Genomic DNA, 19,088 nt, shown 5'->3' with positions numbered 1-19,088 from the left:
TCTATATTAGCCCTCCAATATTTGCACCAATGCCATAAAAAGCCACCCCAAGTATAATGGATAAAACTATATAGTTGAAAGCATTTAGTTGTTTTTTCCCTTTAAATAAATTAAAACCCTCATACATAAAGGTGGAAAAAGTAGTGTATCCTCCCAAGATTCCATCACCTAAAAATGAATGCAACATATTATTCTTAACTGCTGATGAAACAATTCCAAGTAACATCGCCCCTGTTATATTTATAATAAAAGTCCCTACTGGAAAACTACAATTCCATTTTTTACTTGTAACCTTACCAATAGAATATCTAGTTACGCTTCCAAATATTCCACCTATACCAACTAATATATATTCCATATTTCTCCTCTATGCCTCATCACTTATATCATCTTCATCTTTTATTTTAACCTTAATCATTTTAACAGTATTCTCACCTAAGATTACTGCCATAATTCCCATTCCTATAGATAATGCCACATATAATAAAACATAATTATAACTATTTTTTTGTATTAATCCATAAATATCCTTACAAAAGGTGGCAAATGTTGTGTAAGTTCCAATAAAACCTGTAGTTATTCCAAGTTTAAGTTGATCATCAAAGTTTTTTAATTTTAATGTCAGTGCAAATACAAAAGCTAATGCAAAACATCCTGATATATTAATTATTAATGTGTTTATTGGAAGTGGACCTGAATATTTCAAATTAATATTTTTAATACCAAATCTAAGTATTGTTCCAAAAAAACCAAATAGACCAACATATAAAATTTTTTTCATTCTAGTCCCCCATTTAGTATATTAAATAAAATAAACTCCTATAGGTAGCAAGACCTATAGGAGTCATCAGCTAATTAATCTAAAATACTCTAGCATAAAACTAGTTATTTTTTAAGACCTGTAATAAGCATTTAAAGGTGAACTCCTTCACCTTTTGTAATTATAACATGTAATTTTTCTTGCTTCAACTTACAATTATATTTATTAATTTATATATACGTCTCCCAATATTTACGCAAGAATAATATATTTCAATACAAACCAATAATGGCTTAGACTACCTAGCATCACGAAAATATGGAAAATCTCATGAAACCCGAAATACTTATTTTTAACTTTAGGAATTTTTAATGCATATATAATCCCCCCTACGGTATATAAAACTCCACCAATAACAAGCCACATTACCCCTGACACTGGCATAACTTTTGATAATGGATAAAATGCTAAAACTACAAGCCACCCCATTGCAATATAAAAGCTTGTTGAGAGCCACCTTGGTGCACTAAACCAAAAGTTTTTAATCAATATTCCAAGTATAGCCAATGTCCATATTACACCAAATATACTGTATCCAACTTTTCCTCTTAGACTAATAAGGCATATAGGTGTGTAGCTTCCTGCAATCAGTACATATATCATAGAATGATCTATTCTTCTTAATACATTTATGACTTTTTGTGAAGCATATGTCAAGTGGTATATAGAACTTGCACTATAAAGTAATATCAAACTAATTCCGAAAACAATTGAAACTCCTAAATCTCTCACATCCCTTAATTGCAGAGAAATATTAATAAGGATTACTAGTCCTACCATAGATACAAGCACTCCTAGCAGATGTGTTAACCCACTAACTGGGTCTCTAAATTTACTAAACATATTATCATCTCCTGATTTTTTAATATATATATTGTTTTATATAGTTTTTAAAACTATTTGTTATCATATGTATATATTATATTATCCACACTAATATTTCAAGAGTAATTTGGTTAATTTTCATATATATTTTTATATTGTTCCTTATTTATATTATTATGCATATTTGAAATTATTAAATACTTTGGTATTATGTATGTGTACATAATAAATAATACTAATTATTATTACTAGAAAGGATGATTATATGAAGGACAAAAGTATAAATTTAACTTCTTTAATAGCAGAAATTACTTGTTTTACAGATATAACCCTTGAAGATATTCCAAACCTAGATTTATATATGGACCAAGTAACAACTTTATTTGAAGATAAATTAAGCTCCACTAAACGAAGCCCTGAAGATAAAATAATGACTAAAACAATGATAAATAATTATGCCAAGGCAAAGATATTTTCACCTATTAAAAACAAAAAATATAATAAAGATCAAATTATATTATTATGCCTTATTTATAATTTAAAGCAAAGCCTTTCATTATCGGATATAAGCACTATATTTAAACCTATTGTTGATGATATAAACTCTGAGGATAAAACTATGCTTTCTCTTGAAGAATTATATGATGCTTTTTTATCAATGAAAAAGACTTCCTTGGAAACTTTTGATAATAAATTTCAGATTCTTATGGATGATATAAAAAATAAAACTAGCGCACTACCAAGTGGTGAAAACGAGAAAAAGCAACTTATTTTGCTTGTCTTTATGCTAATTCAAAATGCAAATACAAATATCAGAATGTCAGAAAAGATCATAGATAATTTTTTTAATGAGGAAAAGAAGAAATAATTTGAAGATAAACTCACATTTACTTGTAAGTTCACCATTTTTATATTAAAATATCAGTAATAATTCTTAACATAAATAGGGGGAAAATCATGACTTTCAAAGAAAAATTATTAAAAAACACAGTAAATTCTATAACCTTTAAATTAGTGGCTGCTGTGGTAATCGTTCAAATTTTCAGTTCGTACATTGGACAATTGGTTACTAGGGCTATCTATGCAGGAAGAGATAGCCTTAAAAATACAGGCGTGCCTACTGACTTTTTAAATGGTACAGTTGGTGTGGTAGTCTCATCTGCTGTTAGCATCGTGATAACGGTTTTTATTATTGTTTTCGTTTATGATAGGTTGGTTTTAACAAGACTTAGAAAGGTAATGTCCTATACTAAAAAACTCAGCGATGGCGATTTATCAGATAAACTTGTTTTTAGTGGAAATGACGAAATCAGCAATCTTGGAAACTCCTTAAATCTAGCTGTATCAAATATAAAATCTATGATATCAAATATAGTAGATTCATCTGAAACCATTGGCGATTCTAGTAGTACACTGCTCGCTTCTTCAAAAGCTTCTTCAACTAAGGTTAATGATATAAATTCATCTTCAAGTAAATTATCTAATGTAGCCATTGATTTAAATAATGGTTCACAAAACGCTAATTCCTCAACTCAGGAAATAGTAGAGATTACAACTTCCCTTTTAAATAAAGCGAAAACTGCAATCGATTCTTCTAGTAATATGAAAGCAAGAGCGGTTGACATGAAAGCTAAAATTAATCAATCACTGGAAAATACGAATAATACATATAATGAAAAACAGGAAAATATACTAAAAGCAATAGAAGCTGGTAAAATAGTAGATGACATTCAGTTAATGGCTGACACCATAAGTAGCATTGCAGCTCAAACAAATTTACTTGCACTTAATGCAGCAATAGAAGCTGCTAGAGCCGGGGAGCAAGGCAAAGGTTTTGCTGTTGTTGCGGAAGAGGTAAGAAAACTTGCAGAACAATCCTCAGATGCCATTTCAAATGTTGAAAATTTGGTTACGGAAGTTAAAAAAGTATTTGAAAATCTTTCAAAAAGCTCCCAAGAGGTTTTAAGTTTTATTGATAAAGATGTACAATCTGATTACAAACTTTTGATTCATTCCGCAGATCAATATGCAGATGATGCCAAGTTTATGAATGATATATCCACAGAAGTAAGTAATTCTGCTCAATTAGTAGATAGGTCCGTTGAAAATATTAGTAATGTTATAGAAAGTCTTGCCGAAATATCAGAAATAATAACAAACTCCTCAGAGGGAATTTCTGAAAGTCTTACTGAAATTTCTTCAACTTTTGAAACTACTACCGAATCTATGGAAAAACAAGCTGATATGTCAAATAATTTAATAAAGTCAGTAGACGTATTCAAAATATAAAAAAAGCTACCTAAAGGTGATTTCAATCACATCTAGGTAGCTCTTTTTTTATCCTTTATTCCATTACACTAACTATATATTTATTATTTATACAATGTTCCTATATCTCTTCTGTAATACATATCATCAAATTTAACATTGTCGATATCCCTGTAGGTAGCTCTAATTGCCTCTTCTAGACTCTTATCTGTATTTACTAATGCAATAACTCTACCACCTGTTGTCTTTAGTATTCCTGATGCTGCTGTAGCTCCAGCCACAAACACTTTACTTTTAGCATTTTTAATATCAATAGTTTTTCCTGTTTCATACTTTCCAGGATATCCTCCTGATGCTAACACTACACAAGATGAACTTTCTTTTTTCCATTGAATTTTAGTATATTTTAATTTCCCATCAATGGCGTTTAACATAATTTCTGTAAAGTCACTAATTAAAAGTGGAAGTACTGCTTGAGTTTCTGGATCTCCCATTCTAACATTATATTCCAAAAGATATGTTCCTTTTTTAGTTATCATTATTCCAAAGAAAATAATACCACAATAATCCATATTTTCTGTTTTAATGCCTTCAAGAGTTGGCAACAATATTTTGTCATGGAATTCTTTTAAAACCTCCGGGGTACAATATGGATTGGGAACTATAGCTCCCATTCCCCCTGTATTAGGTCCTTGATCTTTATCAAAAACCTGTTTATGATCTTTAGCTGATATAAATGGAATTATAACATTTCCATCAGTTACAGAAAGTATAGATGCCTCTACTCCATCTAAAAACTCTTCAAAAACTACAGTTTTTCCAGCGCCTTTAAATACATCATCTATCATAAATTCATTTAATGCTTTTATAGCATCATGGCAAGATTCACATATTATAACACCCTTACCAGCTGCAAGTCCATCTGCTTTTACAACTAAAGGATATTCAGCATTTTCGGCATATTTCTTAGCAATTTCAATATCTTGAAAAACTTCATAAGACGCAGTTTTAATGCCATACTTTTTCATAAAATCTTTAGAAAATGACTTGCTTCCTTCAAGCTGTGCTGCCACTTTTGATGGTCCAAATATCTTTAGCCCATTTTTCTTAAATACGTCCACAATTCCCTGAACAAGCTTTACTTCTGGTCCAACAACAGTTAGGTCTATATTTTCCTGTTTTGCAAAAAGTAATAATTCTTCAATGGTATCCAAATCTACATTTTCACATTTATTTTCCATTGATGTTCCACCATTTCCAGGAGCACAATAAATTTTCTCAACAGCTTTACTTAATGAAATTTTCCACGCCATGGCATGTTCCCTTCCACCATTTCCAATAACTAATACCTTCAATTCCTCACATCCTTTTTATAGGTTATCTGAAAAAGCACTATTATTGCCTTTTGCAGTATATCCTAATCACTACAAATTCATATATATATTTAAAATAGCCCCAACTTATCTAATGCTTAAAGTGTCTTATTCCTGTAAATACCATTGAGATCCCATTTTCATTACAAGCATTTATGGAATCTTTATCTCTTATTGAGCCCCCCGGCTGAACAATGGCCTGAATATTATGTTTTGCTGCCTCTTCAACTATGTCTCCAAATGGAAAGAATGCATCTGATGCAAGTACTACCCCATCTTTTGCTCTATCTAATGCATCTATTGTAGGCCAAATTCTATTTACCTGGCCTCCACCAATACCTTTTGCCATTCCATTTTTAACTACTACTATAGCATTTGATTTCACATATTTTACAACTTTCATACCGAAAATCAAATCCTTCATCTCTGCTTCTGATGGTTTTTTATCAGTTACATATTTAACTTGGTCAACAAGCTTATCGTCTGATCCCTGAACTAGTATTCCACCATCTACCTTTGCATATTCCATTGTATCTTGAGGTTTTATTGATGCTTTTATAACTCTTAAATTTTTCTTCTTCTGCAAAAATTCTAATGCATCATTATCAAAATCTGGCGCAATTACTATTTCTAAGAATATCTTTCCAATCTCTTCAGCAGTTTTTAAGTCTATTGTTCTATTAACTGCAACTATTCCTCCAAAAATAGAGACTTCATCGCAGGAAAAAGCACGAAGATATGCATCATATATATTGTCTGCTATTGCTGCTCCACAAGGTGTGTTATGTTTAACAGAGCAACACATTGGTTCCTCAAATTCGCATACTACTTTCCATGCTATATCCATATCTCTTATATTATTATAAGAGAGTTCTTTACCATTAAGTTGCTGAAAATCCTTCATAGCACCCTTAGTTGAAGTAGAAACATAAAATGCTGCAGCTTGATGTGGATTTTCACCATATCTTAAATCCATAGCTTTTTTATATGACATACTTAAATATTCAGGATAAACTTCTTCTCCAAGTAAAAACTTACTAACAGCTGCATCATAGGCTGACATTAAATTGAATACTTTCCCTGCAAGTACTCTTTTATCATCAAAATCCACATCACCTTTTTCAGCTATCTGATCCATAATTTTATCATAATCATTTACATCAGTTAATACTGTTACATCCCTGAAATTCTTAGCCGCTGCCCTTATCATTGTAGGCCCGCCTATATCTATAAATTCTATTTTTTCTTCAAAGGTCAAATCCTCTTGAACTTTATCAAAAAAAGGATAAAGATTAACCACTACCATATCAATAGTTTTTATTCCGTATTCCTCAATTTTCTTCATATGTTCTTTATTATCTCTTATAGCCAGTATTCCACCATGAATTTTAGGATGAAGTGTTTTAACTCTTCCATCAAGCATCTCAGGAAAATCTGTGATTTCTGAAACTTCAGTAACTGCAATTCCGTTGTCCTTAAGATATTTGAATGTTCCTCCAGTAGATATAATTTCCACGTCTTTTTCTCTAAGAAATGTAGCAAGCCTTAAAATATTATCTTTATTAAAAACACTTATTAATGCTCTTTTTATCATCGTATATCCTCCTTGTAATGCTCATACCGCCCTAAATAATAATTTAGATCATTTGACTTTCCTAATTTTTAACAATTACTCGTCTTAAATCAACAATAATCTTACCTTCTGAAATAAGTTTTATAGCCTCAGGAAGTGCAACATGTTCTTGTTCTAGTACTCTCTTTTGAAGCTCCTCTGCAACATCTGTAGAAAATACCTGCACAGCTTTTTGTATTATTATCGGTCCAGTATCAGTTCCTTCATCCACAAAATGAACTGTACAACCTGAAACTTTAACTCCATATTCTATAGCTGCTCTATGTACATTTAATCCATACATCCCTTTACCACAAAAAGCTGGTATCAAAGATGGATGAATATTAATTATCCTGTTTTTATATTTTTTTAACAAATCACCTTTTAATATAGAAAGAAACCCTGCCGTTACTATTAAATCAACGTCTCTAGCTTCAACTATTTTCAAAATTTCATCAGATAGTTTATCACCGTATTGTTTTTTTGAAAAAGCTAATGCATCTATTTTGTTTTGCCTAGCTCTCTCAATTCCATATGCCTTTTCACTGTCACTGATTACTATTTCAATTTTGCAGTTTAAATATCCAGACTGAACCTTATCAATTACAGATTGTAAATTAGTTCCTCCACCCGAAATAAGTACTGCTACTTTAAACATACACCATGGCCTCCTGCCTCAACATGACCAATTTCAAAGGCTTTTTCTCCCATTTGTTGTAAATTGTTAAGTATAGCGTCTTTATCTTCTGCTTTTACGCATAACACGAAACCAATACCCATATTGAATGTATTGTACATATCTTCTTCTGTAACTCCAAGAGTCATTAAATATTTAAATATTTCAGGAAGCTCATAACTGTCTTTATTTATTACGGCTACAAAATCTCCTTTAAACATTCTTGGAATATTTTCATAAAAGCCACCACCGGTTATATGTGCCATACCTTTTAACTCAAATTTCTCCATAAGCTCTAATACTGGCTTTACATATATTTTTGTTGGGGTTAAAAGAACCTCGCCTATTTTTCTGCCATAAAAGTCAATATCTATATCAGGTATTAATTTTCTAACTAATGAAAATCCATTACTATGAAGTCCAGAAGAAGCTATTCCAATAAGTACATCTTTATCTGCAATTTTACTTCCATCAATAATCTCATCTCTTTCAACTACGCCAACTGAAAATCCAGCTAAATCATAATCTCCATCCTTATAGAAACCTGGCATTTCTGCTGTTTCCCCACCAATAAGTGCACTTTCAGCTTGAATGCAACCTTCAGAAACACCTTTTACTATTTGTGATGCAGTCTCAGAAGAAAGCTTTCCGCAAGCCATATAATCAAGAAAGAATAAAGGTTTTGCTCCGTGGCATAATATATCATTAACGCACATGGCAACACAGTCAACTCCAACTGTATCATATTTTTCCATTTTAAATGCTATTGCCAGTTTTGTTCCAACTCCATCAGTACCCGAAACCAGTACAGGATTCTTATAGCTGCCCATTGCAAACATTCCTGCAAAGCTACCTAGATTATTTAGAACTCCATTTGTATATGTTTTTTCAGCATAGCTTTTAATTTTACTTACAGTTTTATAACCTTCCTCAATACTTACACCAGCATCCTTATAAGTTACCATTCGTACACAACCTTTCAAAATTATACTTCAAATCTTTCCTTATCAACTTCAATTGGTGCTGAAATAGGATATACTCCTTTAAAACAACCAAGACAATATTTTCTATCTTCACCTAAAGTTTTTAGAAGAGAATCTATACTTAGATATCCAAGACTATCTGCACCTATATAATCTCTTATCTCCTCTACTTCCTTATAAGAACCTATAAGCTCTTTTCTATATGAAATATTTATTCCGAAATAACATGGATATTTTACAACAGGTGATGATACTCTAAAGTGAATTTCCTTGGCCCCTGCTTGCCTAAGTAAATCTACAAGCTTCTTACTAGTTGTCCCTCTTACTATAGAATCATCTATTATAACAACTCTTTTCCCTTCAATATTAACCTTTAATGCGTTTAGTTTTACAGATACAGCCTTCTCCCGAAGCTCCTGAGTTGGGGCAATAAAAGTTCTTCCCACATATTTGTTTTTAATAAGACCAATACCATATGGAATTCCAGATGCTTTTGCATATCCAACTGCCGCTGAAAGGCCTGAGTCTGGAACACCAATTACAATATCTGCTTCTACAGGTGAGTCATGGTAAAGTTGCTCTCCAGCCAGTTCCCTAGAATTGTACACACTTATTCCATCAATAACACTATCAGGCCTTGCAAAATAAATATATTCAAAAGCACAAGTTTCACACTTAGTTTTTTCCGCAAAATTTATACTCTTTATTCCTTCTTTATCTATGATGACAATTTCTCCTGGATTAACATCCCTTACAAGTTCTGCCCCAACAGCATCAAGCGCACAGCTTTCTGAACACAAAATATAACTATTATCAAATTTACCTATGCAAAGAGGTCTTATACCATTTGGATCCCTGACCCCAATTAATTTATCCTCAGTTAAAATTACAATAGCATATGAGCCTTTTATTGCTTGCATAGTATCAACCACTGCATTTTCTATGCCTTTTTTTGCACTTCTTGAAATCAAATTTAGTATTACTTCAGTATCTATTGAGGTTTGAAAAAGTGTTCCACCATCCTCTAATAATTCCTTTATAACATCTGCATTTACAAGATTACCGTTATGAGCTATAGAAATGGATCCCAATTTGCAATTACTTAGTATTGGTTGAGCATTAACAACATTACTTCCACCTGTAGTTGAATATCTAACGTGGCCAATTGCTGCATTACCAGGCATTTTGTCTAAATTTTCTGTATTAAATACATCAGTTACAAGTCCCATACCTTTTTGGAGATTAATTTCACCGTTATTACATACCGCAATACCAGCACTTTCCTGCCCTCTGTGTTGAAGTGCATATAGACCGTAATATGTTAAATGTGATACGTCTATATTTTCATTGGAGAATATTCCAAAAACGCCACATTCCTCTTTAAATTTATCTTGCTCTAGATCTATCAAATTAAACCTCCTCTATAAGTAATTATTTACCTGTGATTCTTTTTAATATTTCAACATAAGCTTCTTTTACACTACCCATATCTCTTCTAAATCTATCTTTATCTAATTTTTCATTAGTATGCACATCCCATAACCTGCATGTATCTGGTGATATTTCATCTGCTAATAGTATTTCCCCATTATATCTTCCAAATTCCAATTTAAAATCAATAAGCTTAATATCTTGCTTTAAGAAAAATTCTTTAAGTATATCATTAATTTTGCTTGTCATTGAATATATAGTTTTTAATTCTTCAAATGTGCTAAGCCCTATTGCGACTGCATGAGTATCATTTATTAATGGGTCATCATAATCATCATTTTTATAGCATATTTCTAATACTGTAGTTTTTAAAGGTGAACCCTCTTCAAGTCCAAGTCGTTTAGCCATACTACCTGCTGCGACATTTCTAACTATTACTTCAAGTGGCACTATTTGAACTTTTTTACAAAGTTGATCTTTCTCATTTAATTTTTCAATAAAGTGTGTTTTTATTCCATGTTTTTCTACAAGTTCAAATAGCATAGTTGTTATACTGTTGTTAAGTAAACCTTTGTCTTCTATTTGTCCTTTTTTTATTCCGTTAAAAGCTGTTGCATCATCTTTATAATGAATTATTACCTCATCTGATTTTTCTGTAGCATATACCTGTTTTGCTTTTCCTTCATATAATAATTCTTTCTTCTCCATTATAATTCCACTCCCTCTTCGTTTTCACTAATAAATTTACTTTTCATATCTTTTCTAAATAAAACCAATTTTTCTTTTAAATCAGGATATTTTAATGCCAATATTTCAACTGCAAGCATTCCTGCGTTGTAACTGTTGTTTATTCCAACGGTAGCAACAGGAATTGACTTTGGCATCTGCACTATAGCTAAAAGTGAATCCATTCCATTTAACGCGGCGTTTATAGGAACTCCTATAACTGGCAGTGTTGTATGGGATGCAATTACGCCTGGAAGATGTGCTGCAAGTCCTGCTCCTGCTATAATACATTCATAATTTTCTTTTTCTAAATTATGAATTACCTCCACCAATTTTTCTGGAACTCTGTGAGCTGATAAAATATGCGCACTATATTCTATGCCAAATTCTTTCAGTACACTCGCAGCACCCTTCATCGTCTCTACATCTGACTTACTTCCAAAAATAATCGCTACCTTCATTAAAATACCTCCTTAAATTTAAAAACTCCACAAATAGAATGAGTAAATTCATTTGCAGAGTAGCCAATTAGTAGATTTAAAGAATAAGACTTTAACTCTACTATAATAAATTTACCCATAGTGAGAAAGTTACGGCTTTCTGTAGATACTCCCAAACCAATTATCAGGATTATATGGATATATATTTTTTTTTATCTTAATTAAATATTAACATTAGCGCTCTAAAAAGTCAATATGATTACGTGTAAATTCAACATAACATTCGTGCATTGACGTATGTTATGTTGAATTATCAACTTTACATTCGTTATTTTAGCAAAATAATATTTTTATTTTTGTTGCAATTTTGTAATTATATGGTATAATTATCATATAATTCATATTTGAGTTGTAAGACATAATTCATGATTACAAATAATATATCCCCAAGTTAATCTATACCATAATAAATTATGGTAATTTATAAAGGAGGTTTTATCATGAACAAATCTTTACAAAAACTACTTTTACTTGCCCTTATCATTTCCACAACTGCATTACCCTCAAACGCATTACTTAATGGGACAAACTCAACAAGTGTTACTAAATCCAAAACCACATTTAACGCAAAACCTTTTATCAAAATTAAAAGGTCATCAACCTCAGGACCAGTTGGATATAATCCAACACAAATTAAAACTGCTTATGGACTTAATAACGTGTCAGCTACTGGTGCAGGCGAAACGATTGCAATTGTTGACTCTTATGGAAGTCCAACAATTCAAAATGACTTAACTTCTTTCTCAAATCAATTTGGTCTTGCCAAAGCTAACCTAACAATTGCATATCCAAGTGGAAAGCCAAGTACAAATGATGCTGGCTGGGCTCTAGAAACATCTTTGGATGTTGAATGGGCACATGCCATCGCACCAAATGCTACCATTCTTTTGGTAGTTGCAAAATCCTCCTCAACTAGTGATTTACTTGCAGGTATTGATTACGCTACTTCTCATGGTGCACAAGTTGTTTCTAATAGCTGGGGAGGATCTGAATTTTCAGGTGAATCCTCTTATGATTCTCATTTTAATCATTCAGGTATCGTTTATGTAGCATCTTCTGGTGACGATGGTTCAGGTGTTTCTTGGCCTGCCGCATCTCCCAATGTTTTATCCGTTGGAGGTACCACATTAAACATTAATTCTGCAGGAGCATATCAAAGTGAAACTGCATGGTCTGGTTCAGGTGGTGGTACAAGCCCTTATGAAGCTATACCAAGCTATCAAAGTTCATTAAGTACTATTCTAGGTTCCCATCGTGGAAATCCTGATATAGCTTGGGATGCTGATCCAAATACTGGTGTTGCTGTTTATGATACCACTAAATACGATAGTCAATCAGGATGGTTCCAAATTGGTGGTACAAGCTTTGGATCACCAAGTTGGGCAGGTCTAATAGCTTTATTTGACCAAAGTAGTGGAAAAACCAGTAATAGCACTACTACTCTAGCCAATCTTTATAATTCAAGCTACAGTGCAGCCTATAATGATATTACCAGTGGTTCTAATGGTGCTTATAGTGCTAAATCCGGTTACGATTTAGTAACCGGCATTGGAAGCCCAAAAGTTGACAAACTTATCGTAGACATAGCTAATAGTGCTAAGTAGGTCATTTATAACAGAACTGAAAGTACATTCAAATACTTAAAATTTGTTGTTAAGAGTTAATTTAGTTACAAGTCACTGAGGAAATTTCTGCTAAAGTAGAAAATCAATTTTAAAATACAAACTAGGAAAATAAAAAGGCTACATCACAATAAGATTTTTTTATTGTGATGTAGCCTCATTATTTATAATTATTTAAAATATTTCACGCCAGATTCAAATATTTTTTGATCCTTATTTCCTTGAATGTTTATTCCTACATTTTCTCCAATTCTTTCACTATGCCCCATTTTACCAAAGACTCTTCCATCAGGACTTGTTATCCCCTCTACTGCAAACATGGAACCATTAGGATTAAATTCAATATCATAACTTGCCTTTCCTGAAAAATCTACATACTGAGTTGCAATTTGCCCATTATCAAATAAAGTTTTAACTACATCATCATTTCCAACAAATCTTCCCTCACCATGTGATACAGGAATTGCATAAATGTCACCAATGTTCACTCCAGATAACCAAGGTGATTTTATTGAAATAATCTTAGTGTTAACAACAGTGGATACATGTCTTCCTATACTGTTATAAGTTAATGTAGGACAAGACTCATCTATATCCCTTATTTCACCAAATGGCACAAGACCTAACTTTATAAGTGCCTGGAAGCCATTACATATTCCAAGTATTAAACCATCTCTTTCTTTTATAAGTTTCATAATACTCTCGGAAACTCTAGGATTTCTAAGCACTGCAGCTATAAATTTTCCTGATCCATCTGGTTCATCACCCGCACTAAAACCACCTGGGAGCATTATAATTTGTGATTTATCAATTTGCTTAACCATGTATTCTATGGATTCTTGAATTAATTTTGAATTAAGATTTTTAAGCACCATAACATTGCATTCAGCCCCTGCTTTTGTAAATGCTTTTTCTGAATCATATTCACAGTTAGTTCCTGGGAATACAGGAATAAATACTTTAGGTCTAGCAATCTTTATAGCAGGTGATTTTCTATTTCTTTCCGTAAACTCTGAAATCTTAATCTCTTTTTTTTCTTCTAGAGCCTTAGTTGGGAATATTGTTTCTAAAGGTTCCGTCCATGCCTTAAGCATTTCATCTATAGAAATTCTAACATCTTTATAAATAATATCTTCTTTGTCATTCGTAAAACCTAGTTCAAAGTATTTAGTGTCTCCCATAAGCTCTCTTATGTTTTCACTTTCAGGTATTTCTAAAATTATTGAACCAAAGTCTGGTGAAAATAAAGTAGTTTCAACTATGTTAGCATTAATTGTAACACCAATTTTGTTACCAAATGCCATTTTTCCAATAGCTTCTATAATTCCACCTTGCTTTACTGTATAAGAAGCAATTATTTTATTTGCTTCAACAAGTTTATGAATTGTATTATATCCCTTGATTAATAATTTGAAGTTTGGTAATTCATTTTCATCTCTTGTTAAAGGTACAACAACAACATGGCTACCAACCCTCTTGAATTCCTGAGACACAACAACTTTTGAATCAACTATGTTTACTGCAAAACTTACAAGAGTTGGCGGTACATTAATATCCTTAAATGTACCAGACATACTGTCTTTTCCACCTATTGCTGGTATTTCAAGCATCCTCTGTGCATAAAATGCTCCAAGAAGTGCTGAAAAAGGTTTACCCCATCTTTCTGGATCTTTTCCGAGTCTTTCAAAATATTCTTGAAAAGTAAGTCTTATGCTACTATAATCCCCTCCACACGCAACAATTTTAGACACAGACTCCACTACTGCATATAAAGCTCCATGAAACGGACTCCAAGATGAAATATTAGGATTGTATCCAAAAGTCATTAAAGTTGCTGTTTCAGTATCTCCATTTAAAACTGGAAGTTTTGCTGCCATACCTTCTGAAGGTGTCATTTGATATTTACCACCAAAAGGTAAAAGAATAGTATTGCCTCCAACTGTACTGTCAAATCTCTCAACTAATCCTTTTTCACTGCAAACATTTAAATCCTTCAATGTTTCTATGATTTTGCTTTTTACATCTTTTATTTTTCCATTAGACTTAAAGTAATTTTTTGATTCATCGGGCTCATTGACAAATACATCAACCTTTTGAGTTATACCATTTGTATCAAGAAAAGCTCTACTAATATCTACTATATATTTTTCTCTCCAACTTAATTTCAGTCTAGGTTCTTCAGTTACAATGGCAACTTTTTTTGCCTCAAGATTTTCTTCAAGAGCTAGTTGTATAAACTTATCAGCATTTTCTTTATCAACAACTACAGCTATTCTTTCTTGAGATTCAGAAATAGCAAGTTCCGTACCATCAAGACCTTCATATTTTTTTGTAACTAAATCTAAATTTATGTCTAATCCATCACTAAGTTCACCTATAGCAACTGAAACTCCACCTGCGCCAAAGTCATTACATTTTTTTATTAAAGTGCTAGCTGACGGATTCCTGAAAAGCCTTTGCAGCTTCCTCTCCGTTGGAGCATTCCCTTTTTGGACCTCTGCTCCACAAGTTGATAGCGATTTCTCATCATGTTCTTTAGATGAACCTGTGGCACCACCACAGCCATCTCTACCAGTTCTTCCGCCAAGCAGAATTATAATATCACCTGCTTCTGGTTTCTTTCTAACTATGTTTTTCTTTAGCATTGCTCCAACAACTGCTCCAATTTCCATTCTTTTTGCTGCATAACCTTCATGATAAACTTCTGTCACCTGACCTGTTGCAAGGCCTATTTGATTACCATAAGAACTATACCCATTGGCCGCTCCTGTGGTAATCTTTCGCTGTGGCAATCTTCCTGGTATTGTATCTGCAATGTCTCTCCTAGGATCAGCACTCCCTGTTACTCGCATTGCTTGATAAACATAAGCTCTTCCTGAAAGTGGATCTCTTATACATCCTCCAATGCAAGTTGCTGCACCACCAAAAGGCTCGATTTCAGTGGGATGATTATGAGTTTCATTTTTAAACATAACTAACCATTTTTCTTTTTTACCATTTACTTTAATTTCAGTTTCTATGCTACATGCATTGATTTCGTCAGAAGTATCAAGATCTTGAAGTTTTCCATTTTTCTTAATTTCCTTCATTGCCATGAGTGCTATATCCATAAGACAAATTTCTCTTTTTTCATCTTTATATACAGCTTTTCTCACATCCAAGTATTCATCATAAACCTTTGCTGCCACCTTATTATAGTTACCAGATTCAAATTTCACATTTTCGATTCTCGTCGCAAACGTTGTATGCCTGCAGTGATCGGACCAATAAGTATCAATAACTTTAATTTCAGTGTAACTAGGATTTCTTTTTTCAGTATCTCTAAAATATTCCTTGCAAAATTTAATATCCTCAAAGCTCATTGCAAGACCTTCCGATAAACGGAACTCTTCAAGCTTATCATCCTGCATGTCTGTAAACCCATCTAATATTTTAACTTCACTTGGAAGTTCAACTTTATTTTCAATGGAAGCGGTTTTTTCGAAAAGAGCTTCTCTTGAATCTACAGGATTTATGCAATACTTTTTAATCTTTTCTATTTCCTCTTCATTTATCTCTCCATTTAGTATGTAAACTTTAGCACTTGCCACATCAGATTTTTCATTTTGTGATAATATTTTAATGCATTGAACTGCGGAATCTGCTCTTTGGTCATATTGCCCTGGTAAAAATTCTACTGCAAAAGCATAACTATCTTCACCTATTTCTAATTCTTCATCATATATGTTATCTACTACTGGTTCTGAAAATATTATTTTTTTAGAATTTTCCCATTCATTATCTGATATTTCACAAACATCATATCTATTTACTACTCTTAGGTTTTTTAAACCTTTTATATTAAGGTTTTCTTTAATATCGTGGAATAATTCATAGGCTTCCACGTTAAAGCCTTTCTTTTTCTCTACAAATATTCTTCTAACCCTATTATTCATCTAATATTCTCCTCATTACTTTTTTTACGAACGTTTTATTGTTATTATTACATATTATTCGTTCAATCATATTATAAAGCATCTCAAATAAAATAACAAGCCAAAATTGCACGCTGAAATTTCATCGAATATTTGTAAATGTTTTTTTATATTAATCAGTTGCAAAAATATACTCCTTCTTATGCACAATTAACTATTTTTTTCATATGATAATAATAGTTAAAAATATAAAGGAGCAAATATTTATGCCATATTGTCCATGCGAACATACAAAAAACAATAATTATTATAGTAACAGATCTGAACTTCCAACTCCTAATTCCTATATAAGAGCATTTCATGCGTCTCCATCTACACCTGCTGTTGATGTTTATGCTAACGAAAATCTTATAATAAAGAACCTTGCTTATAAACAACTATCACCCTATGTTCCCGTAATTCCAGGAACCTATAATATAAAGATTTATCCTGCGGGGACAGCAACAAACCCAGTCATTGATACGACCGTGAATGTTCCTGAAAACACTATATTGAATTTGGCCATCATAGGTAAGCTCCCTAATCTAAGCATATTTCCTATTCCAGAGCCAATTGTTGCACAAGATTTTGGGCGAGCATGTATAAGATTTATCCATTTATCACCTACTGCACCTAAAGTTGATATATCGCTTACAAATGGAACTAAAGTGTTTAATAATGTTGGATTTAAAGATATCACAGACTACGCATGCATTCCTGCTGGAACCTATTCATTCAACGTTATCCCTTCTGGCACTACAAACACAATACTTACTATTCCAAATATCCAACTTGCATCTAACAATTACTATACTCTTTATGCTCTAGGTGATGTTAACGGTAATCCACCATTAGAAGCTCTTCTAGTTACTGAACCAAGATAAATTTTTTTTTACAACATATTCCTATGATAAAATAAGTTAACATGTGTTATTATTATTATTATACTCTACAGAAGAATTGAGGCAAAATACTATGGGATATAACATTATAGATCTGATTGATAAATCTATAGCTATTATAAACAAAAAAAAAGAAATTTATGAACACATATCACAAGAAACTTATACTGTACCTGGTATGAAAATAATGTCAAAGGTTTTTATTAAAGAAGCCGATGAAACAATACTATATTACCAAAAATTAAAAGATGAGATTGCTGGCAAAAGTCCAGAAGATATAAATTTTGGAGTATATGATAAGATGTCATTTTTAATAAATGAATTTAATAGAAAAATATATGTGACAAAAGCAACTAATGTTAGGGAATATTTAAAATTCTCTCTTGGTTTAGAAAAGGATACTTTTTCCCTGCTCCTAGATTTGCAAGGTAGATTTGTTATTAATGAAGATGACATTCGCACAAAAACATATAAGATATTATCCTATATAATAGAAAACAAAGAAAAACAAATCGAAATGCTTGAAACTGTATTGAAAAAATACTAGTTTTATCAATTTATTAGTTTCTCTTTCAGAAGCTATAAATTTTTTTATTTATTAAAAGGTTAGATAATGTATATTGGTTTATACAAATTACTGTACATTAACTAACCTCTTATTGAATTTCCTACCTCAGTAGAAATTTCTACTTACCTATCAAATTTTATAAGGTGTTTCTCTGATATTTCGTTAACCTTATCCACGCGTCTTGTATACTTTTCAATATCCTTAAGAAAATCCGTAGTTAACCATACCTTTACAATTTCCATAGCTATTGCGGAGCCTATTATTTTGGCCCCTATGCAAAGAACATTGGTATTTGAATGCATTCTAGCTAATTTAGCACAGAATGGATCCTGGCAAACAGCAGCATTTAATCCATATATCTTATTGGCAATTAAAGCGCTACCATAACCAACACCATCAATAAATATACCACGTTCTGCCTCACCCTTTGCAACAGATAATGCTGCCGGGTACACAAAATCTGATAAATCACTTGATTCTTCACTAAATGTTCCAAAATCCCGCACAATATGTCCCTGACTCTCTAAATATACCTTTACCTCTTCTTTCAAAGAGAACCCAGCATGATCACTAGCAATTGCGATTTTCATAATATTTTGCATCTCCATTCCAAGTTATTTTTATAGCTATAATTATAATCTCTATAGCATAAATCATCAAGCTTTCTCTATTACCCTTGACTTATATAGTTAAATAAACTATACTAACAGAGCGGCAAGGAAAGATGTAACAATTTAATATCGCGGGATGGAGCAGTTGGTAGCTCGTCGGGCTCATAACCCGAAGGTCATAGGTTCAAGTCCTATTCCCGCAACCATAGTTACTATGA

The 19,088-nt window shown here is 32.2% G+C and carries 17 protein-coding genes, 1 tRNA gene and 2 riboswitches; of the genes, 6 read left to right on the top strand and 12 right to left on the bottom strand.

Features of this window, described 5'->3' with window-relative positions; genetic code table 11:
• Position 1: 1 nt before the first annotated feature.
• The 3 genes from crcB to trhA all read right to left on the bottom strand — a co-directional run bounded on the left by crcB (position 2) and on the right by trhA (position 1,663).
• Positions 2–358 carry a fluoride efflux transporter CrcB gene (gene crcB / locus BR66_RS0121800; protein WP_026884811.1) on the bottom strand — a complete coding sequence of 119 codons (357 nt, stop codon included), beginning with the start codon at positions 356–358 and terminating at the stop codon, positions 2–4.
• 9 nt (positions 359–367) lie between these two features.
• Positions 368–781 (bottom strand): fluoride efflux transporter FluC, encoded by a 414-nt coding sequence (locus BR66_RS0121795; protein WP_026884810.1) that lies wholly within the window; start codon positions 779–781, stop codon positions 368–370.
• Positions 782–831: 50 nt separating this feature from the next.
• A riboswitch (Fluoride riboswitch) is annotated at positions 832–942 on the bottom strand.
• A 70-nt stretch (positions 943–1,012) separates the two neighbouring features.
• A complete protein-coding gene (trhA, locus tag BR66_RS0121790) occupies positions 1,013–1,663 on the bottom strand; it encodes a PAQR family membrane homeostasis protein TrhA (protein ID WP_026884809.1) in 651 nt (216 codons plus the stop codon).
• A gap of 247 nt (positions 1,664–1,910) precedes the next feature.
• Between trhA and BR66_RS0121785 the strand changes: the two genes are divergently transcribed.
• Together BR66_RS0121785 and BR66_RS0121780 are read left to right on the top strand one after the other, a co-directional pair.
• The gene (locus BR66_RS0121785; protein WP_026884808.1) at positions 1,911–2,513 is read left to right on the top strand and encodes a DUF1836 domain-containing protein; all 603 of its coding nucleotides are present in this window, start codon (positions 1,911–1,913) and stop codon (positions 2,511–2,513) included.
• An 89-nt stretch (positions 2,514–2,602) separates the two neighbouring features.
• On the top strand, positions 2,603–3,934 hold the full coding sequence (locus tag BR66_RS0121780) for a methyl-accepting chemotaxis protein (protein ID WP_026884807.1): 1,332 nt from the start codon (positions 2,603–2,605) through the stop codon (positions 3,932–3,934).
• Positions 3,935–4,017: 83 nt separating this feature from the next.
• Here BR66_RS0121780 and purD read toward each other — a convergent pair whose 3' ends face one another.
• The 7 genes from purD to purE form a co-directional block, all read right to left on the bottom strand.
• On the bottom strand, positions 4,018–5,268 hold the full coding sequence (gene purD, locus BR66_RS0121775) for a phosphoribosylamine--glycine ligase (RefSeq protein WP_026884806.1): 1,251 nt from the start codon (positions 5,266–5,268) through the stop codon (positions 4,018–4,020).
• Between the two features lie 109 nt (positions 5,269–5,377).
• Complete coding sequence (gene purH / locus BR66_RS0121770) at positions 5,378–6,880, bottom strand: bifunctional phosphoribosylaminoimidazolecarboxamide formyltransferase/IMP cyclohydrolase (protein ID WP_026884805.1); 1,503 nt, start codon at positions 6,878–6,880, stop codon at positions 5,378–5,380.
• Positions 6,881–6,941: 61 nt separating this feature from the next.
• A complete protein-coding gene (gene purN / locus BR66_RS0121765) occupies positions 6,942–7,556 on the bottom strand; it encodes a phosphoribosylglycinamide formyltransferase (RefSeq protein ID WP_026884804.1) in 615 nt (204 codons plus the stop codon).
• Positions 7,544–8,539 (bottom strand): phosphoribosylformylglycinamidine cyclo-ligase, encoded by a 996-nt coding sequence (gene purM, locus BR66_RS0121760; protein ID WP_026884803.1) that lies wholly within the window; start codon positions 8,537–8,539, stop codon positions 7,544–7,546. Before purM ends, purN begins: the two co-directional genes overlap by 13 nt.
• 20 nt (positions 8,540–8,559) lie before the next feature.
• Positions 8,560–9,966 (bottom strand): amidophosphoribosyltransferase, encoded by a 1,407-nt coding sequence (purF, locus tag BR66_RS0121755; RefSeq protein WP_026884802.1) that lies wholly within the window; start codon positions 9,964–9,966, stop codon positions 8,560–8,562.
• A gap of 22 nt (positions 9,967–9,988) precedes the next feature.
• Positions 9,989–10,696 carry a phosphoribosylaminoimidazolesuccinocarboxamide synthase gene (gene purC, locus BR66_RS0121750; protein WP_026884801.1) on the bottom strand — a complete coding sequence of 236 codons (708 nt, stop codon included), beginning with the start codon at positions 10,694–10,696 and terminating at the stop codon, positions 9,989–9,991.
• A complete protein-coding gene (gene purE / locus BR66_RS0121745; RefSeq protein WP_026884800.1) occupies positions 10,696–11,175 on the bottom strand; it encodes a 5-(carboxyamino)imidazole ribonucleotide mutase in 480 nt (159 codons plus the stop codon). The genes purC and purE overlap by 1 nt, the downstream gene beginning before the upstream one ends.
• 98 nt (positions 11,176–11,273) lie before the next feature.
• Positions 11,274–11,372: riboswitch (purine riboswitch) on the bottom strand.
• Positions 11,373–11,654: 282 nt separating this feature from the next.
• On the opposite strand from purE, the gene BR66_RS24525 reads away from it, so the two are divergent.
• Positions 11,655–12,818: a S53 family peptidase gene (locus tag BR66_RS24525; protein WP_051624347.1), complete on the top strand. Its 1,164-nt coding sequence runs from the start codon at positions 11,655–11,657 to the stop codon at positions 12,816–12,818.
• A gap of 188 nt (positions 12,819–13,006) precedes the next feature.
• Here BR66_RS24525 and BR66_RS0121735 read toward each other — a convergent pair whose 3' ends face one another.
• Complete coding sequence (locus BR66_RS0121735) at positions 13,007–16,771, bottom strand: phosphoribosylformylglycinamidine synthase (protein WP_026884799.1); 3,765 nt, start codon at positions 16,769–16,771, stop codon at positions 13,007–13,009.
• A gap of 245 nt (positions 16,772–17,016) precedes the next feature.
• On the opposite strand from BR66_RS0121735, the gene BR66_RS0121730 reads away from it, so the two are divergent.
• Both BR66_RS0121730 and BR66_RS0121725 read left to right on the top strand, forming a co-directional pair.
• The gene (locus tag BR66_RS0121730) at positions 17,017–17,673 is read left to right on the top strand and encodes a DUF4397 domain-containing protein (RefSeq protein ID WP_026884798.1); all 657 of its coding nucleotides are present in this window, start codon (positions 17,017–17,019) and stop codon (positions 17,671–17,673) included.
• 91 nt (positions 17,674–17,764) lie between these two features.
• On the top strand, positions 17,765–18,238 hold the full coding sequence (locus BR66_RS0121725; protein ID WP_026884797.1) for a hypothetical protein: 474 nt from the start codon (positions 17,765–17,767) through the stop codon (positions 18,236–18,238).
• A 143-nt stretch (positions 18,239–18,381) separates the two neighbouring features.
• Here the strand turns inward: BR66_RS0121725 and rpiB are convergent, their stop codons facing one another.
• The gene (gene rpiB / locus BR66_RS0121720; protein ID WP_026884796.1) at positions 18,382–18,849 is read right to left on the bottom strand and encodes a ribose 5-phosphate isomerase B; all 468 of its coding nucleotides are present in this window, start codon (positions 18,847–18,849) and stop codon (positions 18,382–18,384) included.
• 151 nt (positions 18,850–19,000) lie between these two features.
• On the opposite strand from rpiB, the gene BR66_RS0121715 reads away from it, so the two are divergent.
• A tRNA-Met gene (locus BR66_RS0121715) sits at positions 19,001–19,076 on the top strand.
• The last annotated feature ends 12 nt before the right edge of the window (positions 19,077–19,088 follow it).

Source organism: Clostridium akagii DSM 12554 (assembly GCF_000686725.1).
Taxonomy (GTDB): domain Bacteria; phylum Bacillota; class Clostridia; order Clostridiales; family Clostridiaceae; genus Clostridium_I; species Clostridium_I akagii.
The sequence above is the reverse complement of the archived record's forward strand: the minus strand, read 5'-3'. Positions and strand labels throughout refer to the sequence as shown.

What these genes read in the sequence shown, in the direction of transcription:
- crcB (WP_026884811.1), bottom strand. Translation starts at nt 358, where the DNA reads ATGGAATATATATTAGTTGGTATAGGTGGAATATTTGGAAGCGTAACT.
- BR66_RS0121795 (WP_026884810.1), bottom strand. Translation starts at nt 781, where the DNA reads ATGAAAAAAATTTTATATGTTGGTCTATTTGGTTTTTTTGGAACAATA.
- trhA (WP_026884809.1), bottom strand. Translation starts at nt 1,663, where the DNA reads ATGTTTAGTAAATTTAGAGACCCAGTTAGTGGGTTAACACATCTGCTA.
- BR66_RS0121785 (WP_026884808.1), top strand. Translation starts at nt 1,911, where the DNA reads ATGAAGGACAAAAGTATAAATTTAACTTCTTTAATAGCAGAAATTACT.
- BR66_RS0121780 (WP_026884807.1), top strand. Translation starts at nt 2,603, where the DNA reads ATGACTTTCAAAGAAAAATTATTAAAAAACACAGTAAATTCTATAACC.
- purH (WP_026884805.1), bottom strand. Translation starts at nt 6,880, where the DNA reads ATGATAAAAAGAGCATTAATAAGTGTTTTTAATAAAGATAATATTTTA.
- purN (WP_026884804.1), bottom strand. Translation starts at nt 7,556, where the DNA reads ATGTTTAAAGTAGCAGTACTTATTTCGGGTGGAGGAACTAATTTACAA.
- purM (WP_026884803.1), bottom strand. Translation starts at nt 8,539, where the DNA reads ATGGTAACTTATAAGGATGCTGGTGTAAGTATTGAGGAAGGTTATAAA.
- purC (WP_026884801.1), bottom strand. Translation starts at nt 10,696, where the DNA reads ATGGAGAAGAAAGAATTATTATATGAAGGAAAAGCAAAACAGGTATAT.
- purE (WP_026884800.1), bottom strand. Translation starts at nt 11,175, where the DNA reads ATGAAGGTAGCGATTATTTTTGGAAGTAAGTCAGATGTAGAGACGATG.
- BR66_RS24525 (WP_051624347.1), top strand. Translation starts at nt 11,655, where the DNA reads ATGAACAAATCTTTACAAAAACTACTTTTACTTGCCCTTATCATTTCC.
- BR66_RS0121735 (WP_026884799.1), bottom strand. Translation starts at nt 16,771, where the DNA reads ATGAATAATAGGGTTAGAAGAATATTTGTAGAGAAAAAGAAAGGCTTT.
- BR66_RS0121730 (WP_026884798.1), top strand. Translation starts at nt 17,017, where the DNA reads ATGCCATATTGTCCATGCGAACATACAAAAAACAATAATTATTATAGT.
- BR66_RS0121725 (WP_026884797.1), top strand. Translation starts at nt 17,765, where the DNA reads ATGGGATATAACATTATAGATCTGATTGATAAATCTATAGCTATTATA.
- rpiB (WP_026884796.1), bottom strand. Translation starts at nt 18,849, where the DNA reads ATGAAAATCGCAATTGCTAGTGATCATGCTGGGTTCTCTTTGAAAGAA.